At 53.3% G+C, this 20,255-nt stretch carries 15 protein-coding genes; 10 read left to right on the plus strand and 5 right to left on the minus strand.

Translation table 11 applies throughout. The features are described 5' to 3' along the window. Positions 1-239: 239 nt before the first annotated feature. From ED236_RS05165 to ED236_RS12490, 3 genes are read right to left on the minus strand one after another with little or no spacing between them, the layout of a single operon-like run. Positions 240-2,225, minus strand: a complete 1,986-nt coding sequence (locus ED236_RS05165; protein ID WP_205125643.1) for a capsular polysaccharide biosynthesis protein — start codon at positions 2,223-2,225, stop codon at positions 240-242. A gap of 30 nt (positions 2,226-2,255) precedes the next feature. Next, on the minus strand, positions 2,256-3,260 hold the full coding sequence (locus ED236_RS05170; protein ID WP_162299582.1) for a glycosyltransferase family 29 protein: 1,005 nt from the start codon (positions 3,258-3,260) through the stop codon (positions 2,256-2,258). After that, positions 3,250-4,329 (minus strand): glycosyltransferase family protein, encoded by a 1,080-nt coding sequence (locus ED236_RS12490; protein ID WP_162299583.1) that lies wholly within the window; start codon positions 4,327-4,329, stop codon positions 3,250-3,252. The genes ED236_RS05170 and ED236_RS12490 overlap by 11 nt, the downstream gene beginning before the upstream one ends. Positions 4,330-5,113: 784 nt before the next feature. On the opposite strand from ED236_RS12490, the gene ED236_RS05175 reads away from it, so the two are divergent. The 6 genes from ED236_RS05175 (at position 5,114) to ED236_RS05200 (ending at position 12,740) form a co-directional block, all read left to right on the plus strand. Next, positions 5,114-6,772, plus strand: a complete 1,659-nt coding sequence (locus tag ED236_RS05175; protein WP_123236877.1) for a hypothetical protein — start codon at positions 5,114-5,116, stop codon at positions 6,770-6,772. A gap of 3 nt (positions 6,773-6,775) precedes the next feature. After that, on the plus strand, positions 6,776-8,089 hold the full coding sequence (locus ED236_RS05180; RefSeq protein ID WP_123236878.1) for a glycosyltransferase: 1,314 nt from the start codon (positions 6,776-6,778) through the stop codon (positions 8,087-8,089). A gap of 17 nt (positions 8,090-8,106) precedes the next feature. Continuing rightward, positions 8,107-9,729 carry an aldolase catalytic domain-containing protein gene (locus tag ED236_RS05185; RefSeq protein WP_123236879.1) on the plus strand — a complete coding sequence of 541 codons (1,623 nt, stop codon included), beginning with the start codon at positions 8,107-8,109 and terminating at the stop codon, positions 9,727-9,729. Beyond that, positions 9,726-10,472: a 3-deoxy-manno-octulosonate cytidylyltransferase gene (locus tag ED236_RS05190; RefSeq protein ID WP_123236880.1), complete on the plus strand. Its 747-nt coding sequence runs from the start codon at positions 9,726-9,728 to the stop codon at positions 10,470-10,472. The genes ED236_RS05185 and ED236_RS05190 overlap by 4 nt, the downstream gene beginning before the upstream one ends. An 84-nt stretch (positions 10,473-10,556) precedes the next feature. Next, positions 10,557-11,216 carry an HAD family hydrolase gene (locus tag ED236_RS05195; protein ID WP_123236881.1) on the plus strand — a complete coding sequence of 220 codons (660 nt, stop codon included), beginning with the start codon at positions 10,557-10,559 and terminating at the stop codon, positions 11,214-11,216. A gap of 63 nt (positions 11,217-11,279) precedes the next feature. Then, positions 11,280-12,740 (plus strand): tetratricopeptide repeat protein, encoded by a 1,461-nt coding sequence (locus ED236_RS05200; RefSeq protein WP_123236882.1) that lies wholly within the window; start codon positions 11,280-11,282, stop codon positions 12,738-12,740. 113 nt (positions 12,741-12,853) lie between these two features. On the opposite strand, the gene ED236_RS05205 is transcribed toward ED236_RS05200, so the two are convergent. Together ED236_RS05205 and ED236_RS12375 are read right to left on the minus strand one after the other, a co-directional pair. Next, on the minus strand, positions 12,854-13,873 hold the full coding sequence (locus tag ED236_RS05205) for a hypothetical protein (protein ID WP_123236883.1): 1,020 nt from the start codon (positions 13,871-13,873) through the stop codon (positions 12,854-12,856). Next, positions 13,863-14,840, minus strand: a complete 978-nt coding sequence (locus ED236_RS12375; protein ID WP_148042253.1) for a tetratricopeptide repeat protein — start codon at positions 14,838-14,840, stop codon at positions 13,863-13,865. Before ED236_RS12375 ends, ED236_RS05205 begins: the two co-directional genes overlap by 11 nt. A 169-nt stretch (positions 14,841-15,009) precedes the next feature. Between ED236_RS12375 and ED236_RS05220 the strand changes: the two genes are divergently transcribed. From ED236_RS05220 to ED236_RS05235, 4 genes are all read left to right on the plus strand, one after another. Beyond that, a complete protein-coding gene (locus tag ED236_RS05220; RefSeq protein ID WP_123236886.1) occupies positions 15,010-15,996 on the plus strand; it encodes a hypothetical protein in 987 nt (328 codons plus the stop codon). Beyond that, positions 15,996-17,003 (plus strand): hypothetical protein, encoded by a 1,008-nt coding sequence (locus ED236_RS05225; RefSeq protein ID WP_123236887.1) that lies wholly within the window; start codon positions 15,996-15,998, stop codon positions 17,001-17,003. The genes ED236_RS05220 and ED236_RS05225 overlap by 1 nt, the downstream gene beginning before the upstream one ends. Before the next feature lie 324 nt (positions 17,004-17,327). Next, positions 17,328-18,863, plus strand: a complete 1,536-nt coding sequence (locus tag ED236_RS05230; protein ID WP_123236888.1) for a DUF1800 domain-containing protein — start codon at positions 17,328-17,330, stop codon at positions 18,861-18,863. An 11-nt stretch (positions 18,864-18,874) separates the two neighbouring features. After that, positions 18,875-20,056, plus strand: coding sequence for a DUF1501 domain-containing protein (locus tag ED236_RS05235; protein ID WP_123237134.1), 1,182 nt, complete (start codon positions 18,875-18,877; stop codon positions 20,054-20,056). The last annotated feature ends 199 nt before the right edge of the window (positions 20,057-20,255 follow it).

The raw sequence follows: 20,255 nt of genomic DNA on the forward strand, positions 1-20,255 counted from the left end.
TTATCGCTGTACTGTTATCGCGGTACTGTTGCAGCGGCGCTGGTTTGTGGCAATACGGTCATCACTGCGATCGCATTTCAGGCAAGTTAACACAGCGGCTTGGCGTGCAAGTAGTGGCACTTGCACACATTAAGCATGTACTGCTTGAATCGTACCTTGAGGTGGACTGACGAAGCGGGCTGACGTTCCCTGCTGAACACAGAGAAATCAATCGCCAACAGAGCTCAACAGCCCGGAGATCAATAACGTCTGAGGCGCAACAACCAGCGTAGCTGTTTGCGGACGATGCGGCGCTTGCCGGCTTCCTCATTGCGCCAGATCTGCAGTTCGGTGAGGATACGTTCCGGTGTGGTGAATTTGCCGGTGATGCGACTGATATAGCGTGGGTATAGGATCAGGGTGGCGGCCACCAGTTGGTCCAGCGACAGTTGGCGGCCACGTCTGGCCAGCACCGGCGGCAGAATGTCATTATCCTGGGTCAGGCCCCAGCCTGCATAGAACGGCTGACCATAGGTCACCACCGGGATGCCGCGCATCAGCGCTTCAAAACCGGTGAGCGAGGTCATGGTATGTACTTCATCCACCTGGTCCAGCAGCATGTGCATGGGGATGTCAGTGATCAGTTCATCGCACCAGTGCGGTGCCTGGGACTCGCCTTTGCCGCGGCTGCGTAGCCCGGCGACAACGTCCGGATGTGGCTTGTAGATGATGTAGGCATCGCGGTGGCGAAAACGCACGTTCATGAGCAGTGACAGATTGCTGCGTATGCTGGTACCGCCATACTGGATGGAGGCATCACTCTCCACCTGGCCAGGCACCAGGATCAACTTCTTCTGCGTGTCTGGACGTTTCCAGCGCGCCCGCTCCACGGTGTTGTATTTGGTGATGCCGGTCTTGACGATCTCGCGTCTCAGCGCTTGCGCACGTTGCAGCAGGGTGTCATCGAACTCGGTGTTCTTGAGCAGCGATTCCAGTTCCGAAGCCTGGGTCGCGTCGTAGTAGATACCCTGCCGGTCGATGACCCAGGAACTGGGACGTGTGAGGTCGGCACCCAGGCCAACCGAGCGCAGAAAACCATCTTCGATGCGAATGATGTTGCTAGTGGGTAGCTGCTCTGCACGGCTACGATTGCCCCAGATCACCAGCGGGCTATCCGTGGCGATGCTGTGGGGCGAGCTTACAAAGCGTATCTCGCTGCCTTGCAGGAATGATTTGAGTATGGGCGCTTTCCAGAATGAGAAATTCATTGCCGTGATCTTGTCCGGCAGCCGCATACGCAGGCGACGTTGCAGGCCCAGCCAGCTGATGACGCGTTCCACCTCGCAGCGTCGGCCGGATTCCGGATCCACATAGCGTGGATAAGCAACCAGTGCAGCATGCACCAGCTTCAATAATTCAACTGGCTGACGGCGTGCCGGTGCGGCCAGCCTGTCTTCGGTCAAGCCCCAGCCTGCGTAAAACGGCATGCCAAAGGTATGCACAGGTTTGCCCCATAACAGGCCTTCGAAACCGATCTGCGAGGTGACCACATACAAGGCGGCTGCCCCTGCGATCAGGCTGGCAGGGTGGACATCATCACCCAATACGGTCAGGCGCGGCGTGTTTGCCAGCTGCTTCAGGTCGAAATGGCCGCGCTTACGCCCGCTAGCCACCTCCGGGTGCAACTTGAGCACGATCTGGCACTCCGGATTTTCGACCAGTGCGCTGGACAGCATGTGCTGGAAGGTCGCGGCATCGGCCATGCCGTGCTGGATGGAGGCGTCGCCCAGCGTCTGATCCACCACCAGCACATACGGGGTGGGCAGTGTTTCGGTGTAGTCGCGGTTGTGGTTGTATTTGGAGATGCGGCTGTCGCGCCATTGTGCGATCAGGCGGCGTGCCCGCTCCGCTGCGCGGGCGTCGAGCGGCTGGGGGATCAGTTCTTCCAGCAGCGAAGGGTGGTGGGCATCGTAGTAAATCCCGACAGGGTCGGCGATCAGGGAGAGCGTGGCGTCCTTGCCTGGCAGGTTCACCGAGCGCAGAAAACCCTCTTCCAGATACAAATAGGGGATCAGATGTTTTTCAGCATAATGCTGGGCGCGCAAGGAGGGCGCTTTCAAGCCCCAGCCGGCCACGTGTCCCAATCTTCCCGGCGCATGGAACCGGCTGATGAGCATGGTGGGCTCACCCAGCAGGGTCTCCAGATGCGGGATCCGGGATAAAGCTCTGGAAAACAAGCCGATCAATACGCCCCCTATTTGGCTAAATGGCGGGCTTTAGGATGCATCATCAAGGATGCTCAATCCTTCTTGTTGCCATTTGCGTATCAGCCTGGCTTCTTTATGCCAGTCATGCCGGGTCACGGCATGCTGCTTGCTGTCCGCTCTATGGTAACGCCCGCCCAAGGTCAATCCGGTACCGATGCCTGCAATATGCACGCCTTCCCAGCTACCTAACAGCTCACGCAAGAACGCGAGAAAAACAATACCTGCACTTGGTGGTGATTTCAGTTTTGCCACGATGTCACGCCACACCGGTAGTGGCACGGTGAGTACCGGGATGTTGTCATGCAGCAATGGCAGTACTGTGTCCCAGTACGACAGCCGGAAGCGCATATCAGGCCCGGTGATGATGCACCACTTCACTTTTTGTGGCGCATATCCACGAAACCCAGGAGCCATCACCCAGGCGTCGTGGTGGGTGCCGATATCGGCATAGGTGTCATCATCGGTCTGGAACAGATTGAAACGTATCACTGCACCAAACTGGTCGAACTTGTGCCCCATATTCTTGCCGGTCAGGCTGGCCGCGTTGCCCACGACGCAGATACCCGCGGACTGCTGCTGCTTGACCCAGTTGCCAAACGCTTCGCGCCATTGCGCTTGTTGCTGGTGGATCTCGGAGATCAGCGCCATCTTGGCTGACTTTTCCGGCAAGCTGGCTGCCAGGGGCGGGGTCAGCAGGCCGTTGGCGTTCTGGCTGAAGCAGGCCGGCATGATCAGCTCCGGGGTGCGCTCCAGTAAAAAGCTCAGTGCCAGGTAGTAGTCATAGTCATTGAGATTGCCTAATCCCTTCTGCAACAACTGTGCCAGCCGCTTGGTGAGCAGCATGCCCATGTCGCGACGGAATTCCACATAGCGGATCAAGGCGGGTGTGGAGCGTAGATGTTGCCAGGCGAACAGGTAGCATTTGAGGGAGCGGCGGGTGTAATAGCCTTTTTTGCGCAGTTTGACGGCAAAGTAAAGCGCCATCATCCCGATGGTGTAGTTCTTAAGCTCCAAGGCGCGTCTGGGCCACGTAGCCCAGCCATTGTGCGGATAGGCTGACCACATTCCCTTTTTCCAACACGCGCGCGCGTAATTGATGCACGCAATCGCCATAGAATGCTTCATCCTCGTAAAGATTGACCAAGTGGTCGAACCACGCTTGTTCATTGTCTGCGATCAACGCGCCTGCATCAATGAAGCGTTCCGCATCCGGGAATCGCGAGCAGATGGTCGGGATGTTCCAGAACCCGGTTTCCAGTACTTTAAGGGCCGATTTGCAGCGCGTAAAGGGGGTGGCTTCCAGAGGTGCCAGATTCACATCGGCGCTGCGTACATACTCATGGAATCTGTCGAACGGCACTTTTTCGCGACGTACGATCTGGTGTGGCTGGGCACGTAACTGAAAACTCAGCGGTCCGGTGACTACCAGCCTTGACTGCGGGTGGCTGGCCAGGAAGCGTTCCAGTGCTGGCGCAACACTGGCAAAGTCACGGTCATGGCTGGGTGTGCCCGGGTTGTAGGAGATGGTCCACTTTCTGACAGCCGCGCTGCGCTTAGCCGGGTCCTTGTGTGCCGAATCCCTGTGTAAAAGCGCCTTGCCTTCCCAATCGTGGTAAACGCCATTGGCGATCACGCCCACATTGGCATCGGTCCTGAGTCGATGGAGGTGTGCAGCGAGTGGCGTGGTGGATACAGTGAACGCATCGAAATAAGGCAGGGCTTGGAAATGCTGTTTGAACAAATGACGGGTTGCCGCGATACTCACCATGCCATTCAGTACGCCCGGGCTGTAATCAACGAAGTCAGGATCCATGATCAGGTCGTCGAAATCGGCGATCAGTATGGACTTGCTGCGGCGTAGTTTGGCCATCAGCAATTTGAAGCGCAGCGTGGCACGAGGGCGGTGAAACACGATCACATCAAAGTCGCGTAGCCATGGCAGTTGGCTGATATGGCAGACCAGAACCTCGTTGCCATGCTGTTTCAAGCCAGCGGCAAGATTGACGCAACGGTAGATGAACGAAGGGTCATCCTTGAACTTGGCGGCGTTCTTGTTGCAGGCTACCAGTGCGATTCTGTTCATGGGCATGTAGCCCCATGGAATGGCGTTCTGAACCGCAAGTGAATGAAATGAAGAAAAATGATATGCAGTCTACTTATAACGTTTTTATACCGCGCGCCAAGCGCTCGTGAGCCCATACTTGCCCGCAAGCTCAAACAGGATCGCCTGGTCGGTGCTCCAGCTACAGCGGCGCTCATTTGTCTTTTTACCAGATAATCACGCATCATTAAAATAACTTGTCTTGCAAGCTATCTCGCCCGGTCTGCATTTGCTGCCTGATTGTGGCGCGATATGGCTTGAAAAATCGCACCCTGTGGTCGGTGGTGGTAGGATACGGATACAACTTTAATGGAGTCTGTTGTAGCCATGCAAGGATGGTGTGGAAATTGCATACGCATGGCTGCCCTCGACAGGGGATTTTATGCAGATATCAGGCTTTAAAATTGCAGTGCATGGCGCGGCGCCAATCCTGGGCAGGTTCCAGAAATGACAACCTACCTTACATCCAGCAAAAAATCCAAATCGATTCAAACGATTGATATTCAGCATGGCCATACGGTTGAGGTTGTAATAAACGGCGGTCTTGGCTTGAGATCAAACGATCTAGGCTCCTTGCCTGCCGGTTTGTTGTGCCAATAAAATGCTGTCGCCCATGAAATGCCCCGTATTGGTGCGCTCAAGTAGCAGATGGGGTTGTAAATTGGGAGCCTGCGTTGAACAGTAGGCAGAATGTAACGCGAATGCGCTATATTCATTGAAGACTGATGATGAAGTCTAACGGACGAAAATTCTAACGGAAAAATAGATGGCGAAGACCAAAGCAGAGTTTCATATTGATTATGTCTTGGCGGATAGGGATGACCTGGTCGTCACCGGTTGGTACAAAGGCGATGCGACACTGGAATTGTTGCATGGTGAGCAGGTTGTCCCTTATCAGATATTGCTGGTCGAGCGGCCGGATGTCGGCAGTTATTTTGGGATCCGTGTCACTGAATGTTCTGGTTTCATCCTTTATGTGCAGGGCTACAAAGCTTCTGTATCGGATACGGTGCTGCATCTGAAAGACGAGTCTGGTCATTCGGTTCGTGCTGTTCCGCTGGAAGTGAGCCCGGATCAAGCGCCAGGCATGGAGATCGTAGAACAGTACAAACTGGGCAAACAGCTCCCGGAGACCTTGTTTGAAGAAAAGCTGATCGTTGGTGATCGCAAGTACCTGCTGCAGGAGGGACGTGAAAACACCAATGCCAGCGGTTACGTTGAAGTGCTGAAAGAAGTGCAGGAAAGCGGCGATCTGCTGATTATCGGCTGGGCGGCCGGTAAATTGCCGGATGCCTTGGCGCTGAAATCTGGCAGCCACGCGGTGATGCTGAGTAATTGTTTCAAATATGTCCGCAAAGATATTGAAGATGCCTTTGCCACTGCATTCGGACAAGGTTCCAAAAATGCTGGCTTTATCGTCGTGGTTCCGGCCGCTGCCGTTCCACATGAAAAGGCCGGCATCTACCTGGTTGACGAAGAGACCAACTCGGCTCGCCTGGTGGAAGAATCCAGCAATATCGAGCGTGGTGTCCCTTATGTCGATATTCAAACCTTCATGAACGGCATCTACACGCCGCAGCACACCATGGTGGAGCGCGTGCTGGCCGTGGACGGCCCCTTGTCGCATCACGCCAGACGCTCGGAGCGACACAATCAGTTTCTGATGATGGAAGATTATTCCATACGCGTGCGTCAGACCAAATCGATGCTGAACCTCGCCCTGATCGTCTCGGGGGATTATGAAGGTGATCTGCTCAACTCCATCATCTCCATGTGCACGCTGGGGCAAGCCACCCAGCAGATCAGCCTCAACATCTTCATACAGGGCCAGGAGCAGGAGATCGGCCGCATGCAGGCCATTGCGGAGCGCATGCATAATCTGTTCGGCTGTGCCACACGCGTCTTTTCCGGTTGTAATAATCTGATGCTGGGCAATATCCGGCATTCCTTCAGCCGCAATACCAGTGCCAATTTCCTGGTGGTGGATGCGCGCTCAGGGCTTGAATTATGTGGCCTAAAGACCATAGACCTGCACAATATCGAGTCTGGCAAGATCAACTTCTTCCGTGCGCGTGACGTGCATGGCACCTCGGAAAGCATAGGCTTGACCGAGCTTGGCAAATACCGGACCGAGTCCGAGTTGTCCGGCATAAAATCCAAGTTCAGCAGCGCCCGCTACGGGGCATTCGCCTGCAATGCAGAGACCTTCAAACAGTTGACCAACCTTGCACCTACCGTGCCCATGGACGAGATCGATTATCTGTATCTGGTGTTGCATATCCACAGAAAGCTGAACGAAACCTTCGAGGTCGAGGTGTATGCGGGCGGCCTGCCGTTTGCCAAGAACAAGAACAAGGTACTCAATTATCATGAGAGCCTGCACAAGGAAATCCAGATGTACGAACTAGCGAATGTGGGCGCCTAAACCATGAGAACCATTCTTGTTGTTTCCCATGCCCATCCTGACTTTTCCAAAGGTGGCGGTGAAGTCGCTGCCTACAATGCCTACAACGGTTTTCGTGAAGCCTATCCGGATTGCGACGTCCGTTTTCTGGCGGCGGTTAACTCCGGGGTGTTGCCAGGCAAGATCGTGCAGTACCGCGAGAATGAATACCTGCTGGGCGGCTGCGTGGAAGATCCACGCTTGCTTCGTAACGGCCACACGCAGGTGCTGGCGGCCTCCATCAAGGATTTTTTCAATAATTACGAACCGGAGCTGGTGAATTTTCACCATTACTTCAACATCGGTACCGATGCCATCATCCACATGCGGCGCATCCTGCCCAAGGCCCAGTTCGTCATGACGCTGCATGAATTCCTGGCGATCTGCATGAACGACGGCCAGATGATCAAGCGGGGTAGCACTTCGCTATGCAAGGAGGCGAACGAATTCTTGTGCGGCAAGTGCTTCCCGGAGCATGAGCTGAGCTTCTTTGCCAAGCGCAAAAACACCTTCATGTCCATCTTTGCGCTATTCGACAAATTCATCAGCCCGTCAGACTTTCTGCGTGACCGCTATGTGGCCTGGGGTCTGCCGCTCGAGAAGTTCGCTGTCATCGAAAACGGGCAGGCTGATGCCAAGCATGCACTGGTGGCTGACAGCGGAGTGGAAACCAGCACGGTCGATATCTTTGCCGACGACAGGGAAGACATCGATGCCAGTAGCCACTTCCCGGCAACGTTCGGCTATTTCGGTCAGATCAATCCCTACAAGGGGCTGGATATCCTGCTGATGGCTTTACAGCAGCTGGTGCGCGATGAATATACCGATCTGGTGGTCGAGATCAACGGTGCCAACATCGAAACGCAGACAGGGGAATTCCGCGATCGTATCAAGAAACTGGCCGATCCCTTGCTGGAGGCAGGTGTTCTGCGCTGGAACGGTCCCTATGAGCGCACCGAACTTGAGGTGCGCATGCGCCGTGCCGACTGGTTGGTAATTCCATCGATCTGGTGGGAGAACTCCCCGATGATCATTCAGGAAGCTTACATCCACAAGCTGCCGGTGATCGCTTCAAGCATAGGCGGCATGGCCGAGAAGGTGAAGCATGGTGTGACCGGTATCCATGTCACGCCGGGGGCGGTGACCGAATGGGCGGATATTCTGCGCAAGGCTTCCAAAGCCAAGAACCTGCATCACCGATTGAAGAGTGGTATCGAATTGCCGCCAGACTGCAAACAGATGGCGTTGGACTACATGGCGTTCTGTAACAGCACGCCTGAGACTGTATCAACCAACTGAAAGATAGGCACCCAATAATGGATCAAAAAGTTCATTTGCTTGACTGCACCTTGCGGGACGGCGGCTACTATAACGATTGGGACTTTGAGCCTGTCATGGTGGCCAAGTATTTCCAGGCCATGTCGGCGGTGTCCGCAGACTTTGTCGAAGTGGGTCTGCGCTCCTTCGAAAGTCATGGTTTCAAAGGCGGTTTCGCTTATGGTACGGATGATTTCATCCTGAACCTGCCTATCCCGGCTGGCCTCAACATCGGTGTGATGGTAAATGCCAGCGAGCTGCTTAAATACGAAGGCGGCCCTATCGCGGCCTTGCAGAAGCTGTTCAAGCCAGCCGCTCAGTCGCCAGTCAAGCTGGTGCGTATCGCCTGCCATGCCTATGAATTCGAAGCCATCCTGCCTGGTGTGGCCTGGCTCAAGCAGCAGGGTTACCTGGTCGGTGGCAACATGATGCAGATCGCGGATCTTCCTGAGCAGGAAATCGAGAAACTCGCCAATGCGGCCAGCCAGTACCCGCTGGATGCGCTGTACTTTGCTGACAGCATGGGCAGCATGACCCCAGATCAAACCACGCGCATCATCGGTATCATCCGTCGCGGTTGGGCTGGCGCCATCGGTATCCACACGCATGACAACATGGGCAACGCGCTGGCCAACTCCTTGCGTGCTGTGGCGGATGGCGCGACCTGGATCGATGGTACGGTCACCGGCATGGGCCGTGGCCCTGGTAACGTCAAGACCGAGCATCTGGTGATCGAGCTGGAGCAGTTCCGTCAGGTCAAGCCGGACCTCACCCCTTTGCTGTCAGTGATCGAGCAGCACTTCCGCCCCATGCAGGTGAAGTGCGGTTGGGGTACCAATACTTACTACTTCCTGGCTGGCAAATACGGCATCCACCCGACCTATGTGCAGGAGATGCTGTCCGATTCGCGCTATACCGAAGAAGACATTCTGGCGGTGATCGAATACTTGCAATCCAAGGGTGGCAAGAAATTCCGCGCGGAAGATCTGGAGACTGGGCGCAACATCCTCAACGGCGGTAGCGATGGCCATTGGAACCCGGCTGAACAACTCTCCGGAAAAGACTTGCTGGTCGTGGGTGCAGGCCCGAGCGCCAGACGCCATCGCGCCGAGATCGAGCGCTATATCCGCAACAAAAAGCCGGTGGTGATCTCCCTGAACACACAAGCCAGTATCAGTGCCGACCTGATCCAGCTGCGTGCGGCTTGTCACCCTATCCGCCTGCTGGCGGATTCCAAAGAACACACCAAGCTGCCACAACCCTTGATCACGCCGGTGTCTGCCCTGCCAGATAACGTCAAGGAAGTCCTCAAGGACAAGCCTTTGCTGGATTATGGTTTGTCGATCAAGGAATCCACGTTTGAGTTCAACGAAACGTCTTGCGTGATCCCCAACTCGCTGGTGATCTCTTATGTGCTGGCAATGGCTGCCAGTGGCAAGGCCAACCGTATCCTGTTGGCAGGTTTTGATGGGTACGGTGCCGATGATCCGCGCAGTCACGAACTTGATCGCGTATTCAGTTTGTATGCCAATGTTGAAGCCGCGCCGCCGGTGATCTCGGTGACACCCACCAAATACAAGATCGACACGACATCCATCTATGCACTGGGAGGCTATGAATGAGTAGCAAGATTGCGGTCATCATCCCTGCCCGCTACGAATCCTCGCGTTTGCCAGGCAAGCCACTGGTGAGTCTGGTCGGTGTGCCCATGGTGGTCAGAACCTACCGTCAGGTGATCAAAGCCTGTGACCCGGCCATGGTGTATGTGGCAACTGAAAGCGATCTGATCCGCGAGGTGTGCGAGGCGGAGGGCATCCAGGTGCTGATGACCTCCAAGGATTGCCTGACCGGTACCGATCGTGTGGCGGAATGTGCTGCGCTGCTGGATGCAGACCTGTTCATTAATGTGCAGGGGGATGAGCCGCTGTTTGACCCTGCGGATATCGAAGTGCTGCTGGAAGCAGCCAAGCAGTACCCAGGCGAGGTGCTCAATGGCTACTGTGCCATTCATGACGAAGCGCATTTCCGCAGCAAGACCACACCCAAAGCGGTATTCCGTCAGGATGGTCGCTTGCTGTACATGTCGCGAGGCGCGATCCCTACCACCAAGACGCATAGTTTCGTGAGCTCCTGGCGCCAGGTGTGCACCTATGCTTTTCCGCGTGCAGCGCTTCAGGCATTCAGTGCACAGGCCAGCAAGACCCCGCTGGAGCAGATGGAAGACATCGAGATCCTGCGTTTTCTGGAACTGGGTTGGGAAGTGCGCATGATCCCCATGTCAGAGAACTCCATGCCGGTGGACACACCGGAAGACATCGCGCTGGTCGAAGCGGCGATACGCCAGCTGGAATCGACTAAAGCCTGATAGCGCTTCAAACCAGCGCCGCGCCTGGAATAAACCTGGTCTGTTGTAGACACAGGCGCTGGCGCGCTGAACTTCAAGGAACCTATGCAACGCAAGCTTTCTGAATACCAAGCCCTCGTGTTCGACTGTGATGGCGTTTTACTCGACTCCAATCGTGTCAAAACAGACTCCTTCTATGAGGCAGCCTTACCTTATGGTGCCGGGCCGGCTCAAGCCATCAAGGACTATCACCAAAGCCGTGGCGGGATATCCCGTTACAAGAAGTTCGAATATTTCTTTACCGACATCCTGCAGATCGCGCCAGCAGCAGGCGAGATGGAAAAGGTCTTGCAGGACTATGCTAACTACGTGCATCAGGGACTGATGGAATGCGCCATCACGCCGCAGCTTGAAGAGCTGCGTGAATATAGCCGCCAAAGCAAATGGCTGGTGATCTCGGGCGGTGATCAGCAGGAGCTGCGTGAAGTGTTCGCTGCGCGCAACTTGAGTCGATTGTTTGAGGGGGGCATCTTCGGCAGCCCGGATTCGAAAGACGAGATCCTGGCAAGACTCATCGCTTCTGGTGAGCTGACTTTGCCGTCACTGTTCGTTGGTGATAGCCGCTACGATCATCAGGCCTCGACACGGGTCGGACTTGATTTTGTGTTTGCGGACGGCTGGACCGAGTTCCCGGACTGGAAGAACTATACTCAAACCCATGAAATTCAGATCATCACGCGTGTCGCGGATTTGATCGGCCGATAAACTGCCTGCGCCCCGGAGTTTCAGCGGCGCTATTCTCAGTGTGAATGATCGGACTAAAGTGTTATGGCAAAAAGCACAGAATCAACACTAAGCTGGACTATCGATACCGTTTCGGTCGAGAGTGACACGCAAATCGACTATATCCAGAATGCGGTGCGCAAAACTCAGCGCACGCTGGTGTTTACCTTTGCGAATCTGGATCAGGCTCAAAGTGGTGGCTTGGGCTATGGCGGCAAATTCTTGCTTGAGCAAGGCTATGACATCATTACGTTCAAGACATCAAGAAACAAAAATAACTGGTTCCAAGGTGTCAGCGCTGCAGCGTTTGAGAAGATAGAGCAAGCCATCAAGGACTCTGGCAGAAAGTATCAAACCCGTATTGGGTATGGTAGCAGCATGGGGGGCTTTGGCGCACTGGCATTCTCACGCATTTTGAAAATGGATATCGTGGCGGCTATATCACCGCAGATTGATATTTCTCAGGATTGGGATACCCGCTGGGGAATCTATGCCAAGAAAATAAAGTTCAATTACTTCATTAATGCAGAGGCGATCGCTGAGGATTGCCGTTATTACATCATCGCCGATCCTTATGATATGGATTTCCTGCATGCGTCCAGGTTTGCAGCAATGTCCCCTTATGGCAATGTGGAGTTGATCAAACTGCCCTATTCTGGGCATCCTTCAGGACATTTTCTGTACGAAACAGGCCAGCTCAAATCGTTGATGATGAGTGTGTTCGCCGGAAAACCTTATGATGTCTCAGGCACACGGAAGCTACGCCGTAGCTCTACAGCCTATCTCAGTACGTTGGGCGACGTTTGTCTGGCGAAACATAAGCCGAGCTGGGCTATCCGGCTTTACACCATGGCTATCGCGTTGCGCCCGGATTCCTTGCCTTCGGCGCGCCTTGAAAAAAGGATCGCCGAGATTTATTACGCAAGAAAAGATATGCAGAATGCGCTGACACATGGCCTAAAAGCGATCGATATGCAACCTGCGGACCAGCAGTGCCTGTTGTTCGCGATCGACCTTCTGTATGAGCTTGAAGATTATCAACAGGCGCTGGAAAGGCTTGAGATTGGCATTCAGCAAATGGTCCGGCCCAGTCATGTACTTGGATTGCATAAACGTAAGGCCAAGATTCTGGAAAAAATGGGAGACAAGGCGCAGGCTTATGCATACTTAAAGAGCGTGGTTGGCACTTTTGACGACCCGCAGATGGTGCTTAATCTAGCCAGGATGGAGTTCTCGAATAAAAGCTATGCCGATGCCCTGGAGAGGCTGAAGCGCGTTCCGGCAGGCGGGGATGAAGAGAAGTTTTGGCAGCTCAGGCTACGCGTGCTGTGCGCTATGCAGGATAAGCAGCAGGCCACTGAAGGTTTAAAGGAATACGTTAGTAAATTCAGTGCGGAAGATACAGAGTTTATTCAGGTTATCCAAGACAAGATAGCGAAGATGCAAAAGTCACCGATCCAAAAGTTGATCAATGCTGTGACCGGCAAAGGTAAAAAGAAACCATAGCGATCGGGTGGCATGGCCAGCCAGCTTTTGCTGGCGAGCCGAAGTGGCGTGCATACACATCCCCACCTTGCATCAAGTTGGCATTTCCTTCTGGAAATGCCAACTCAGGCACACTACTTACTTTGTGACAATGACGCTTTAGTTTGTAGCCAGGCAAGTTGATTCGGGTGTATACATCCCAAACCGCTGATGAATAACTTTCTAAAAACCCCGACTACTTCGTGTTCCTTGATTCTGACCGCTTCTTCACCAGCTTTCAGCCAGGACATCCGATAGAGCAGTTGCGCTACAAAGCATAGACGGTCATAGCACTCCAGCTCGTCCAAGCTCATTTCCCCAAGCATGTCGGCCAGCAGCTTGTAATTTGTCCATGAATAAGCCATGTAATCTTTGAGTGATTCCGCGCTTTCGTCGCTCAGATGAAAGTCGTGTAACAAGCGTACTGAATGACAGAACACCGGATATACATCTTGGCTGGAGGTAGGCGTGGATAACGCAGCAAGCTCAGACAGTGGATGCTTACCGGCAGCATCCAATAGCGCTAGACGGAGTGCGGGCACGCTGTAGGCCGGATCCTGACTGTGCTGTTGTATTTGCAGTCTGAGTCTATCCAGTAATGGCTTGGCCACTTTTGTATCAACCCGAGCAAACTGAATAGCCGCAATCGCTTTTTCTATGAGTATCGGGCTGTCAAGTTGCAGCGTGATGCCAACTTCCTGAGCCAAGACCAAGTAGGCTGCCAAGCGCTGAAAGTCCAGTTCAATAAATGCGGTGATGCTTTTATCAAACAAGCCCTGAGACTTTGATGGGATGTAGTCTTTGATATTTCTTGGTGCAGTAAGCGCGAGACTGGTGCCATCTGCAAAATTGGCTGATATATCAGCGTTGCTGTCAATAAAGAAGCTTTTAGCTTCCGCATCGGTGAGCGCGACTTCAAATCCTGCCATCAAGGCGGATGCACCAGATTTTTTTACCAGGTCTTTCCTTTCGATAGCAGTGAAGTTAAGGGCATGTTTTTTCTTTTTGCCGAAAATAAAACCAGTTGCTGGTTCGTTTTGGTCAGAAAGTGCCCATCCACCAATATAGTAAGTATTCTGGTCGATGCGTACATGGTCGATATAACTATGCGCCATTGATGATCCTGCCCCGTTTGTGCAATACGCTGACATAACCGCCAACCTCGGTAACCCGGTAAGCTGCAGTGATCTGTTCAGGCGTTTTTCCTTGATTTATCGCGATGAGTGCTTTCTTCGCTTCTTTGGTCCCGCGCACTACAGCTTCGAATTCACTGAATTTGATATAGCCGTTCTTGGGCTTGCTGATGTCAGAGAAGATGATGCCATCACAAGTAATCTCAGAGATTTCTTCCAAGTGGCGTATGGCAGAACTCATCTGGCCATGCTTGATTTCATAGTCGGCGATCAAAAGCGACGAGCGTACCAGATTGGTTTGAATCAACGCGGCATAGCGTATGCTGGCACGATAATGCAGCAGTTTCCTGAGGCAGTCGATGCCTTCCTCATACTTGCCGAGGTTCAGCAAGATATATCCCCATACCATGAGTACAGAGGTGCTCCAGCGTGCAAAAGCGGGTACCTTGACTTCTTCCTCCCAATCAAGAAGACGTTGGGATTGTTGCTCGAACCACACAAGATCAGGGTCGTTTGGGTCATCTGCGTCGAGAATGCGGTAGCCTACTGGGCATACACACAGACCCAGCATTTCGAAGCTGCTTTGATTGAGCCAGATGGCACGTTTACAGCAAACCCGCAGTAAGTTTGCATCTTTGATCGGACGCGCTGTAGATGCGATCCGCTTCCAGGCAACTTCATATTCGTCAACATCAAAAGGCTCTAACAGTAACTTGGCCGTCAGTGGTTCCGTTGAGTTGCTGGAATCTGTCGTTACTTTTAAATCATTAAAATGTGGAAACTCGATAAGAGTGTTATGGTCAATCTTGTAGAAAGTCCTTTTGTCAGAAGAGATTTTCTCCAAGACGATCTGCGTGTCCTGATGAGTCAGAGTGACGCTGGATGCGCCAGCCCATGGGGATCCATCGAGGCTGATCAATGTATGATCAATAGAATGTTTGTATTCCAATATTGATTCCAGCAGTGATGTTTAAAAAAATCGCGTGCAGAAACCTAAGCAAAAATGATACCTTTGCATCAATATATCTGCATCTGCATATCTTAATGTTTAGTCTATCAGATGCATAAAATAAATTTTAAGCATTTTGCTAAGTAGAAAATCCCTGAGTAGAGTGAGTATGCATATCGATTTTGATCATCAGGTAGGCAGCAGTATGATGGCCGTCCGCTTGGATCAGCCCGCTACAGTACATAGCGCTATTCTGAGCATTCCGGAACATGCACCGATTGATCTGGAGCCACGTGTTGAAGAGGGCAGCAAGCTGTGCCTGAGGCTGGATCATGGCAAGCTGCTCGAGGTGCTGAACATCAGCCATGCGCGCGTGATTATCTTGGTGGATGATCATCAGGAGCACCCGGCAAACACTGAGATATCGACGCTCATCATCAGCGAGTTCAATGTGGACCTGAAAGAGTTGTTCTACGAGCGCGTGGTGAGCACGGCGCGCTCGATCAGGAATCCCAATCTACTGCGTCTATGTTGCAAACGTGCTGTCAAGCGCTTCCATAATAATTACGATGTGGCTGGTATCGCCATCTGCGCCTTGGGTTACCGTGTGCTGGATGCCAACGATCCGCAAGATCGTGATATGGGCTGGTTGCAAACCGAGGTCAACCGCCTGTTGCGCTGGCGCGACCCGGTTAGCGCATACCACCACACGCGCTGGGCGACGTCCTGTCTGATCCTGAATGCGTATATCGACATCAATTTCGATCGTTATGAAGACGGCATACAGAAGTTGCGCCGGTTGTTCTATTACCGCTATGGCTTGAGTTATGCACCCCTGGTGCAAACCAATCTGGTGCGTGCAGGCCTGTTAATTGCAGACTTTGATATCAAGATGGGGCATTTGCAGCAAGTACGCCCCTTGCTCGAAGAAGTGATCCGCGTCGCCGAGGATGGCGTCTGGTTCTCTGATCTCGATGATCCGGGCCCGGGGGTGTTTAAATTTACCGAGTTCGACATCACCCTGGCTGGCGCAAGGATCGCCCGCGGTATTCTGGACAAGATGGATAGTATGGATAGCGCGCAATTGTTGAAAACCTACAAAGTTGAGCAGCTAGGTGGGTATATCAATGTGCTGGCTACGCGGGGGAAGCTGTGATGGCTAAACATTTCATGGATGACCTGCTCTTTGATGGCGAAGCTTTTGTCGTCTCCGGGTGGGCGTTCAGTCAAGCTGGCAGCCCGGTAGAGCAGATCCGCTATCGTGTCGGCGAGATGGAATCATCCTGGCTGGCGCTGCAGCGTGTTGCCCGCCCGGATATTTCCAAAGGTTTTGAGATAGACGAGATCGAAACCGGTTTTGAGTTCAGTCTGGATCCATCGGCTGCCAGGCAGTTATTCGCTGGCTCTCAAGGCGAAATCGTGCTCAATTTCGGACCTGAGCAGTTTTCTCTTGATCTGGCACGTTTCCGCGGTGATGGCTTGCACAAGCGCATTGCCGAAGTTGCCGCTCAGTCCGGCAGAATCGCGCTGGCCGAGCGCGAGCTTAAGCGGGCCGTCGCATGCTGGCTGCTGGTGCGCGAAGAGGGCAAGGAACTTGCCGATTATGGCGACGAAGTACTGGCGCTTATTTCCTACTGTGCAGTCGCATTGCGCCATCAGCAGGATCTGCTCCCTACGGCGAGTTTTGATGACATTCTGGCCCGGCTGAAGCCATTGTCGGGTACAGATGCCTACTATTTCGCGTTGGTGCGTCTGGCGTCCGCCTATGGCTACGATCATGAAATTGAAGCCTATTTCAATGCGCAGAGTGAGGTCGATGTGGCCGGGAATATGCAGCTGGCGGTGATTCACGCTGCATTCGAGTTGAAGCGCTATTTGCAGACCGATATTGCCTCTGGCATGTGTCCAAAAGCCGAGATGGACCGCCATATCCATACATTCAAGGTGCAATGTCAGAATCTGAATCAGTACTCGGTTTCACAGATTGAATCTGTCGAAAAGCTATGTGTGCTCAGGCAACTTTTGTACCGACTGTGGTGGGCCATCAACGGAAAACCGGAATTGTTGATTCGGCCTGAGGAGCTCACCCCTCTGCAGCAAAGAATCGAAGGGGCTACGTTCGGTTTGGTGCAGCAGATCCCAACCGCCTTCATTAAGTCATGATTGCAGTATCGACACGTGTGACGCAGTCAGCCAAACCTAGCTCTAGGAGCCTTCCAGGCTAAGCAGGCCTTGATTCGGGACTCGGCTCGTTCAGTATGCTCATTCCTGACGTGCCTGCAACACTGATGCTGATACATCATGTATAAGCCATGTGTGTTTTACAGATGCTTTAACCAGTTCGGCTGCTGGAAGTCCTTTCCTGCATAGACTGCCCACGTCCTTCTGGATAAATTGCCAGAGTCAGTCATCTTCAAACCGCCACATAGGGTTTGACCGGGTTTGGTAAAATAACTTCTACCGGCGTTTATTCAACAGAGGTGTCAGATGAAATCCATACGTGCAAGATTGGGTGGCGTTGTTTATCTCGGTCTGTTCATCGCGGCGGTTTTTCTCAATGCGCCAGCAGTGCATGCAGCCAGCCCGGAGCAAACCTCAGCCTCTGATCTTGCATGGCTAAAAAGGATTAGCTGGGGAGCCAATGCCGCTGATTATCAGCAACTGCAAAAGCTGGGTCGCTCTGCTTATCTGGCACAGCAGCTCAAGCCTGCAGAGTGGCATCCTGGCGGTCCGCTTGGTGCCGTGGTCGGACAGTTGAATCTGGCCAAGCCCAGCTGTGATGCATTTATCCAGTCACGTGAGTTATTGCGCAGCACCTCCAACAAGATCGACAATCCTAACGAGCGCGTCAAGGCGACGCGGGTGTTATCCAAGGATTCGTATGAGATTTATCAGGATGGCGCTTTCCGTAGTGTCCTGTATGCCGTGTATTCCCCCAATCAGTTACAGGAGATGATGACCTGGTTCTGGTTTAATCATTTCAATGTCTATCAAGGGACTGCGGCACTCCGCGCATCGGTGGCTTGCTATGAGCATGAGGCGATCCGGCCACACGCCCTCGGAAAGTTTCGTGATCTACTTGAGGCGACTTTGCGGCATCCGGCCATGCTCTGGTATCTCAATAATGACAAGAATGCAGTCAAGCGCATCAACGAGAATTACGCACGCGAGCTGGTTGAGTTGCATACGCTGAGTGTGGATGCAGGCTATACCCAACAGGATGTGCAGGAGCTGGCCAAGATCCTGACGGGTGCTGGTGTCAATATTCGACCAGCTGAGCCGGGCAAGTCATTCCCCAGCGGGTATATCCGGGATGGTCTGTTCGAGTTCAATCCGGCACGCCATGATTTCAGTAACAAGCAATTTCTGGGACGCACCATCCAGGGTCGCGGCTACGATGAAATCCGTGAAGTACTGGATATTCTTTCAACACACCCGGCTACTGCAACCTTCATATCTAAAAAACTCGCCAACTATTTTGTATCTGACAGCCCTTCCGACAAATTGGTCGGCGACATGGCGAACGTTTTTCTGAAAACAGACGGTGATATCCCTGCCGTGTTGAATTTTCTGTTCTCTACGGAAGAATTTAACCAATCACTAGGCAAGAAGCTGCGTAATCCATATCAATATTGGGTGGGTTTGTTGCGCCTGCTGCCGCCTGATGTCGCCATCAATCAACGCGCAGCCGTGATGAAGCCACTTGAGAACATGGGACAGGCAATGTTTGGCATGACGACCCCGGATGGATATTCGCTGATGTCGGCTGCCTGGCAAGGCTCTGGCCAGCTGGCGGCCAGGTTTGATGCCGCCAAGCTGGTTGGACAACAGTACAGCCGCCTGTTGATGAGCCCCCGGGATGTGGCCAAGTCGGGAGTGGAAATAAACCTGAATAACCATTACTACCAGAATGTTTTGCAGCCCACACTGAACCCGGCCACATTGCAGGTGCTCGCTAAGGCAAAGAATCAGCGCCAATGGAATAGCCTGCTGCTGAGTGCCCCTGAAATGATGTATCGCTAAGGATGAGTGAAATGAACAGACGTGATTTCCTCAAGCTGACGCTCGCGGCTTCAACGCTGCCATTCAGTTGGCAGGCGTTAGCCGCTACGGCTAAACCCGATGCTCCCAGATTCCTGCTGGTGTTTCTGCGTGGCGCATACGATGCAAATAGTCTGCTGGTACCAGTGGGTAGCCAGCTTTACTATCAGTCGCGCCCTAGTATCGCCATTCCCAAAACCTCGCTGATCGGGATCAATGCGGACTGGGGTTTGCATCCGTTGATGCGTGATACCTTGTTCCCGCTGTTTTCCAAAGGGCAAATGGCGTTCATCCCCTTCTCGGGCACAGACGATCTGTCGCGCAGCCATTTCAAAACCCAGGACTCGATCGAACTTGGACAACCCACGCAAGGCAGTCGTGATTACAAATCCGGGTTCATGAACCGACTGGCCAGCCTGATAGGTCAGCCAGCTTCGATCGCCTTCTCCAAGAATGTCCCGCTCATATTTCGCGGCGCCATGACAGTCCCCAACCTTCCGCTGAAGGATGGCATGCCGCCAGCGGCATTTGCCAGTGCCGAAAGCGAACTCATCATGCAAATGTACGCAGGTAGCCCGCTGGAGCAACAGGTTAAAGAGGGGTTTACCGTGCGTGATGAAGCCTCGCTCAGTATGGCAGGAGAACCTGAAGAGGCAGCGCGTGGTGCCGTCTCTACGCGCGGTTTTGAAGCGGAGGCTGCGAGCATTGCTGCCATGATGCGTGATCGATATCAGTTAGGGTTTGTGGATATTGGTGGTTGGGATACGCATGTCAATCAGGGCGGGCTGGAAGGTACCTTGCCCAAAAAGCTCACCGAGGTTGCCAGAGGCCTCAGCGTCTTTTCTCAGGAGATGGGGCCTGCCTGGAAGAATACGGTGGTGATGGTGATCAGCGAGTTTGGCCGCACCTTCCGCGAGAATGGCAATAAAGGCACCGATCACGGGCATGGCACCAGTTACTGGTTACTCGGTGGCGGTATTTCCGGGGGCAAGGTCGCCGGGCGACAGCAAAAACTGGAAGCCGGGACTTTATTCCAGGATAGGGATACGCCGATTCTGAATGATTACCGCAATACGTTGGCTGGGTTGTTCAAGGCGATGTATGGGTTGAATCAGTCGCAGCTGGACACCATTTTCCCTGGCAAGGTCAGCCCTGATGATTATGGCCTTGTTTAAGCTGCGCCAGGTTTCGTTTAAGCCGATGCTGCTATGGCGATCATCAGAAGCAGGCAGCCATTATTGAAGGGGTTACATATGGGGCATGGGTTGCTTTAGTGCCTGACACGGTGCTGCTCGCATGGTCACTCACAGCTTGCAAGCACAACGAGTGCGAATTTTGCTTTTGCCATCCATGCGTGTGCACAACAGGCTAAAA

It is taken from the genome of Pseudomethylobacillus aquaticus, from assembly GCF_003730115.1.
In the GTDB taxonomy this organism is placed as follows: Bacteria; Pseudomonadota; Gammaproteobacteria; order Burkholderiales; family Methylophilaceae; genus Pseudomethylobacillus; species Pseudomethylobacillus aquaticus.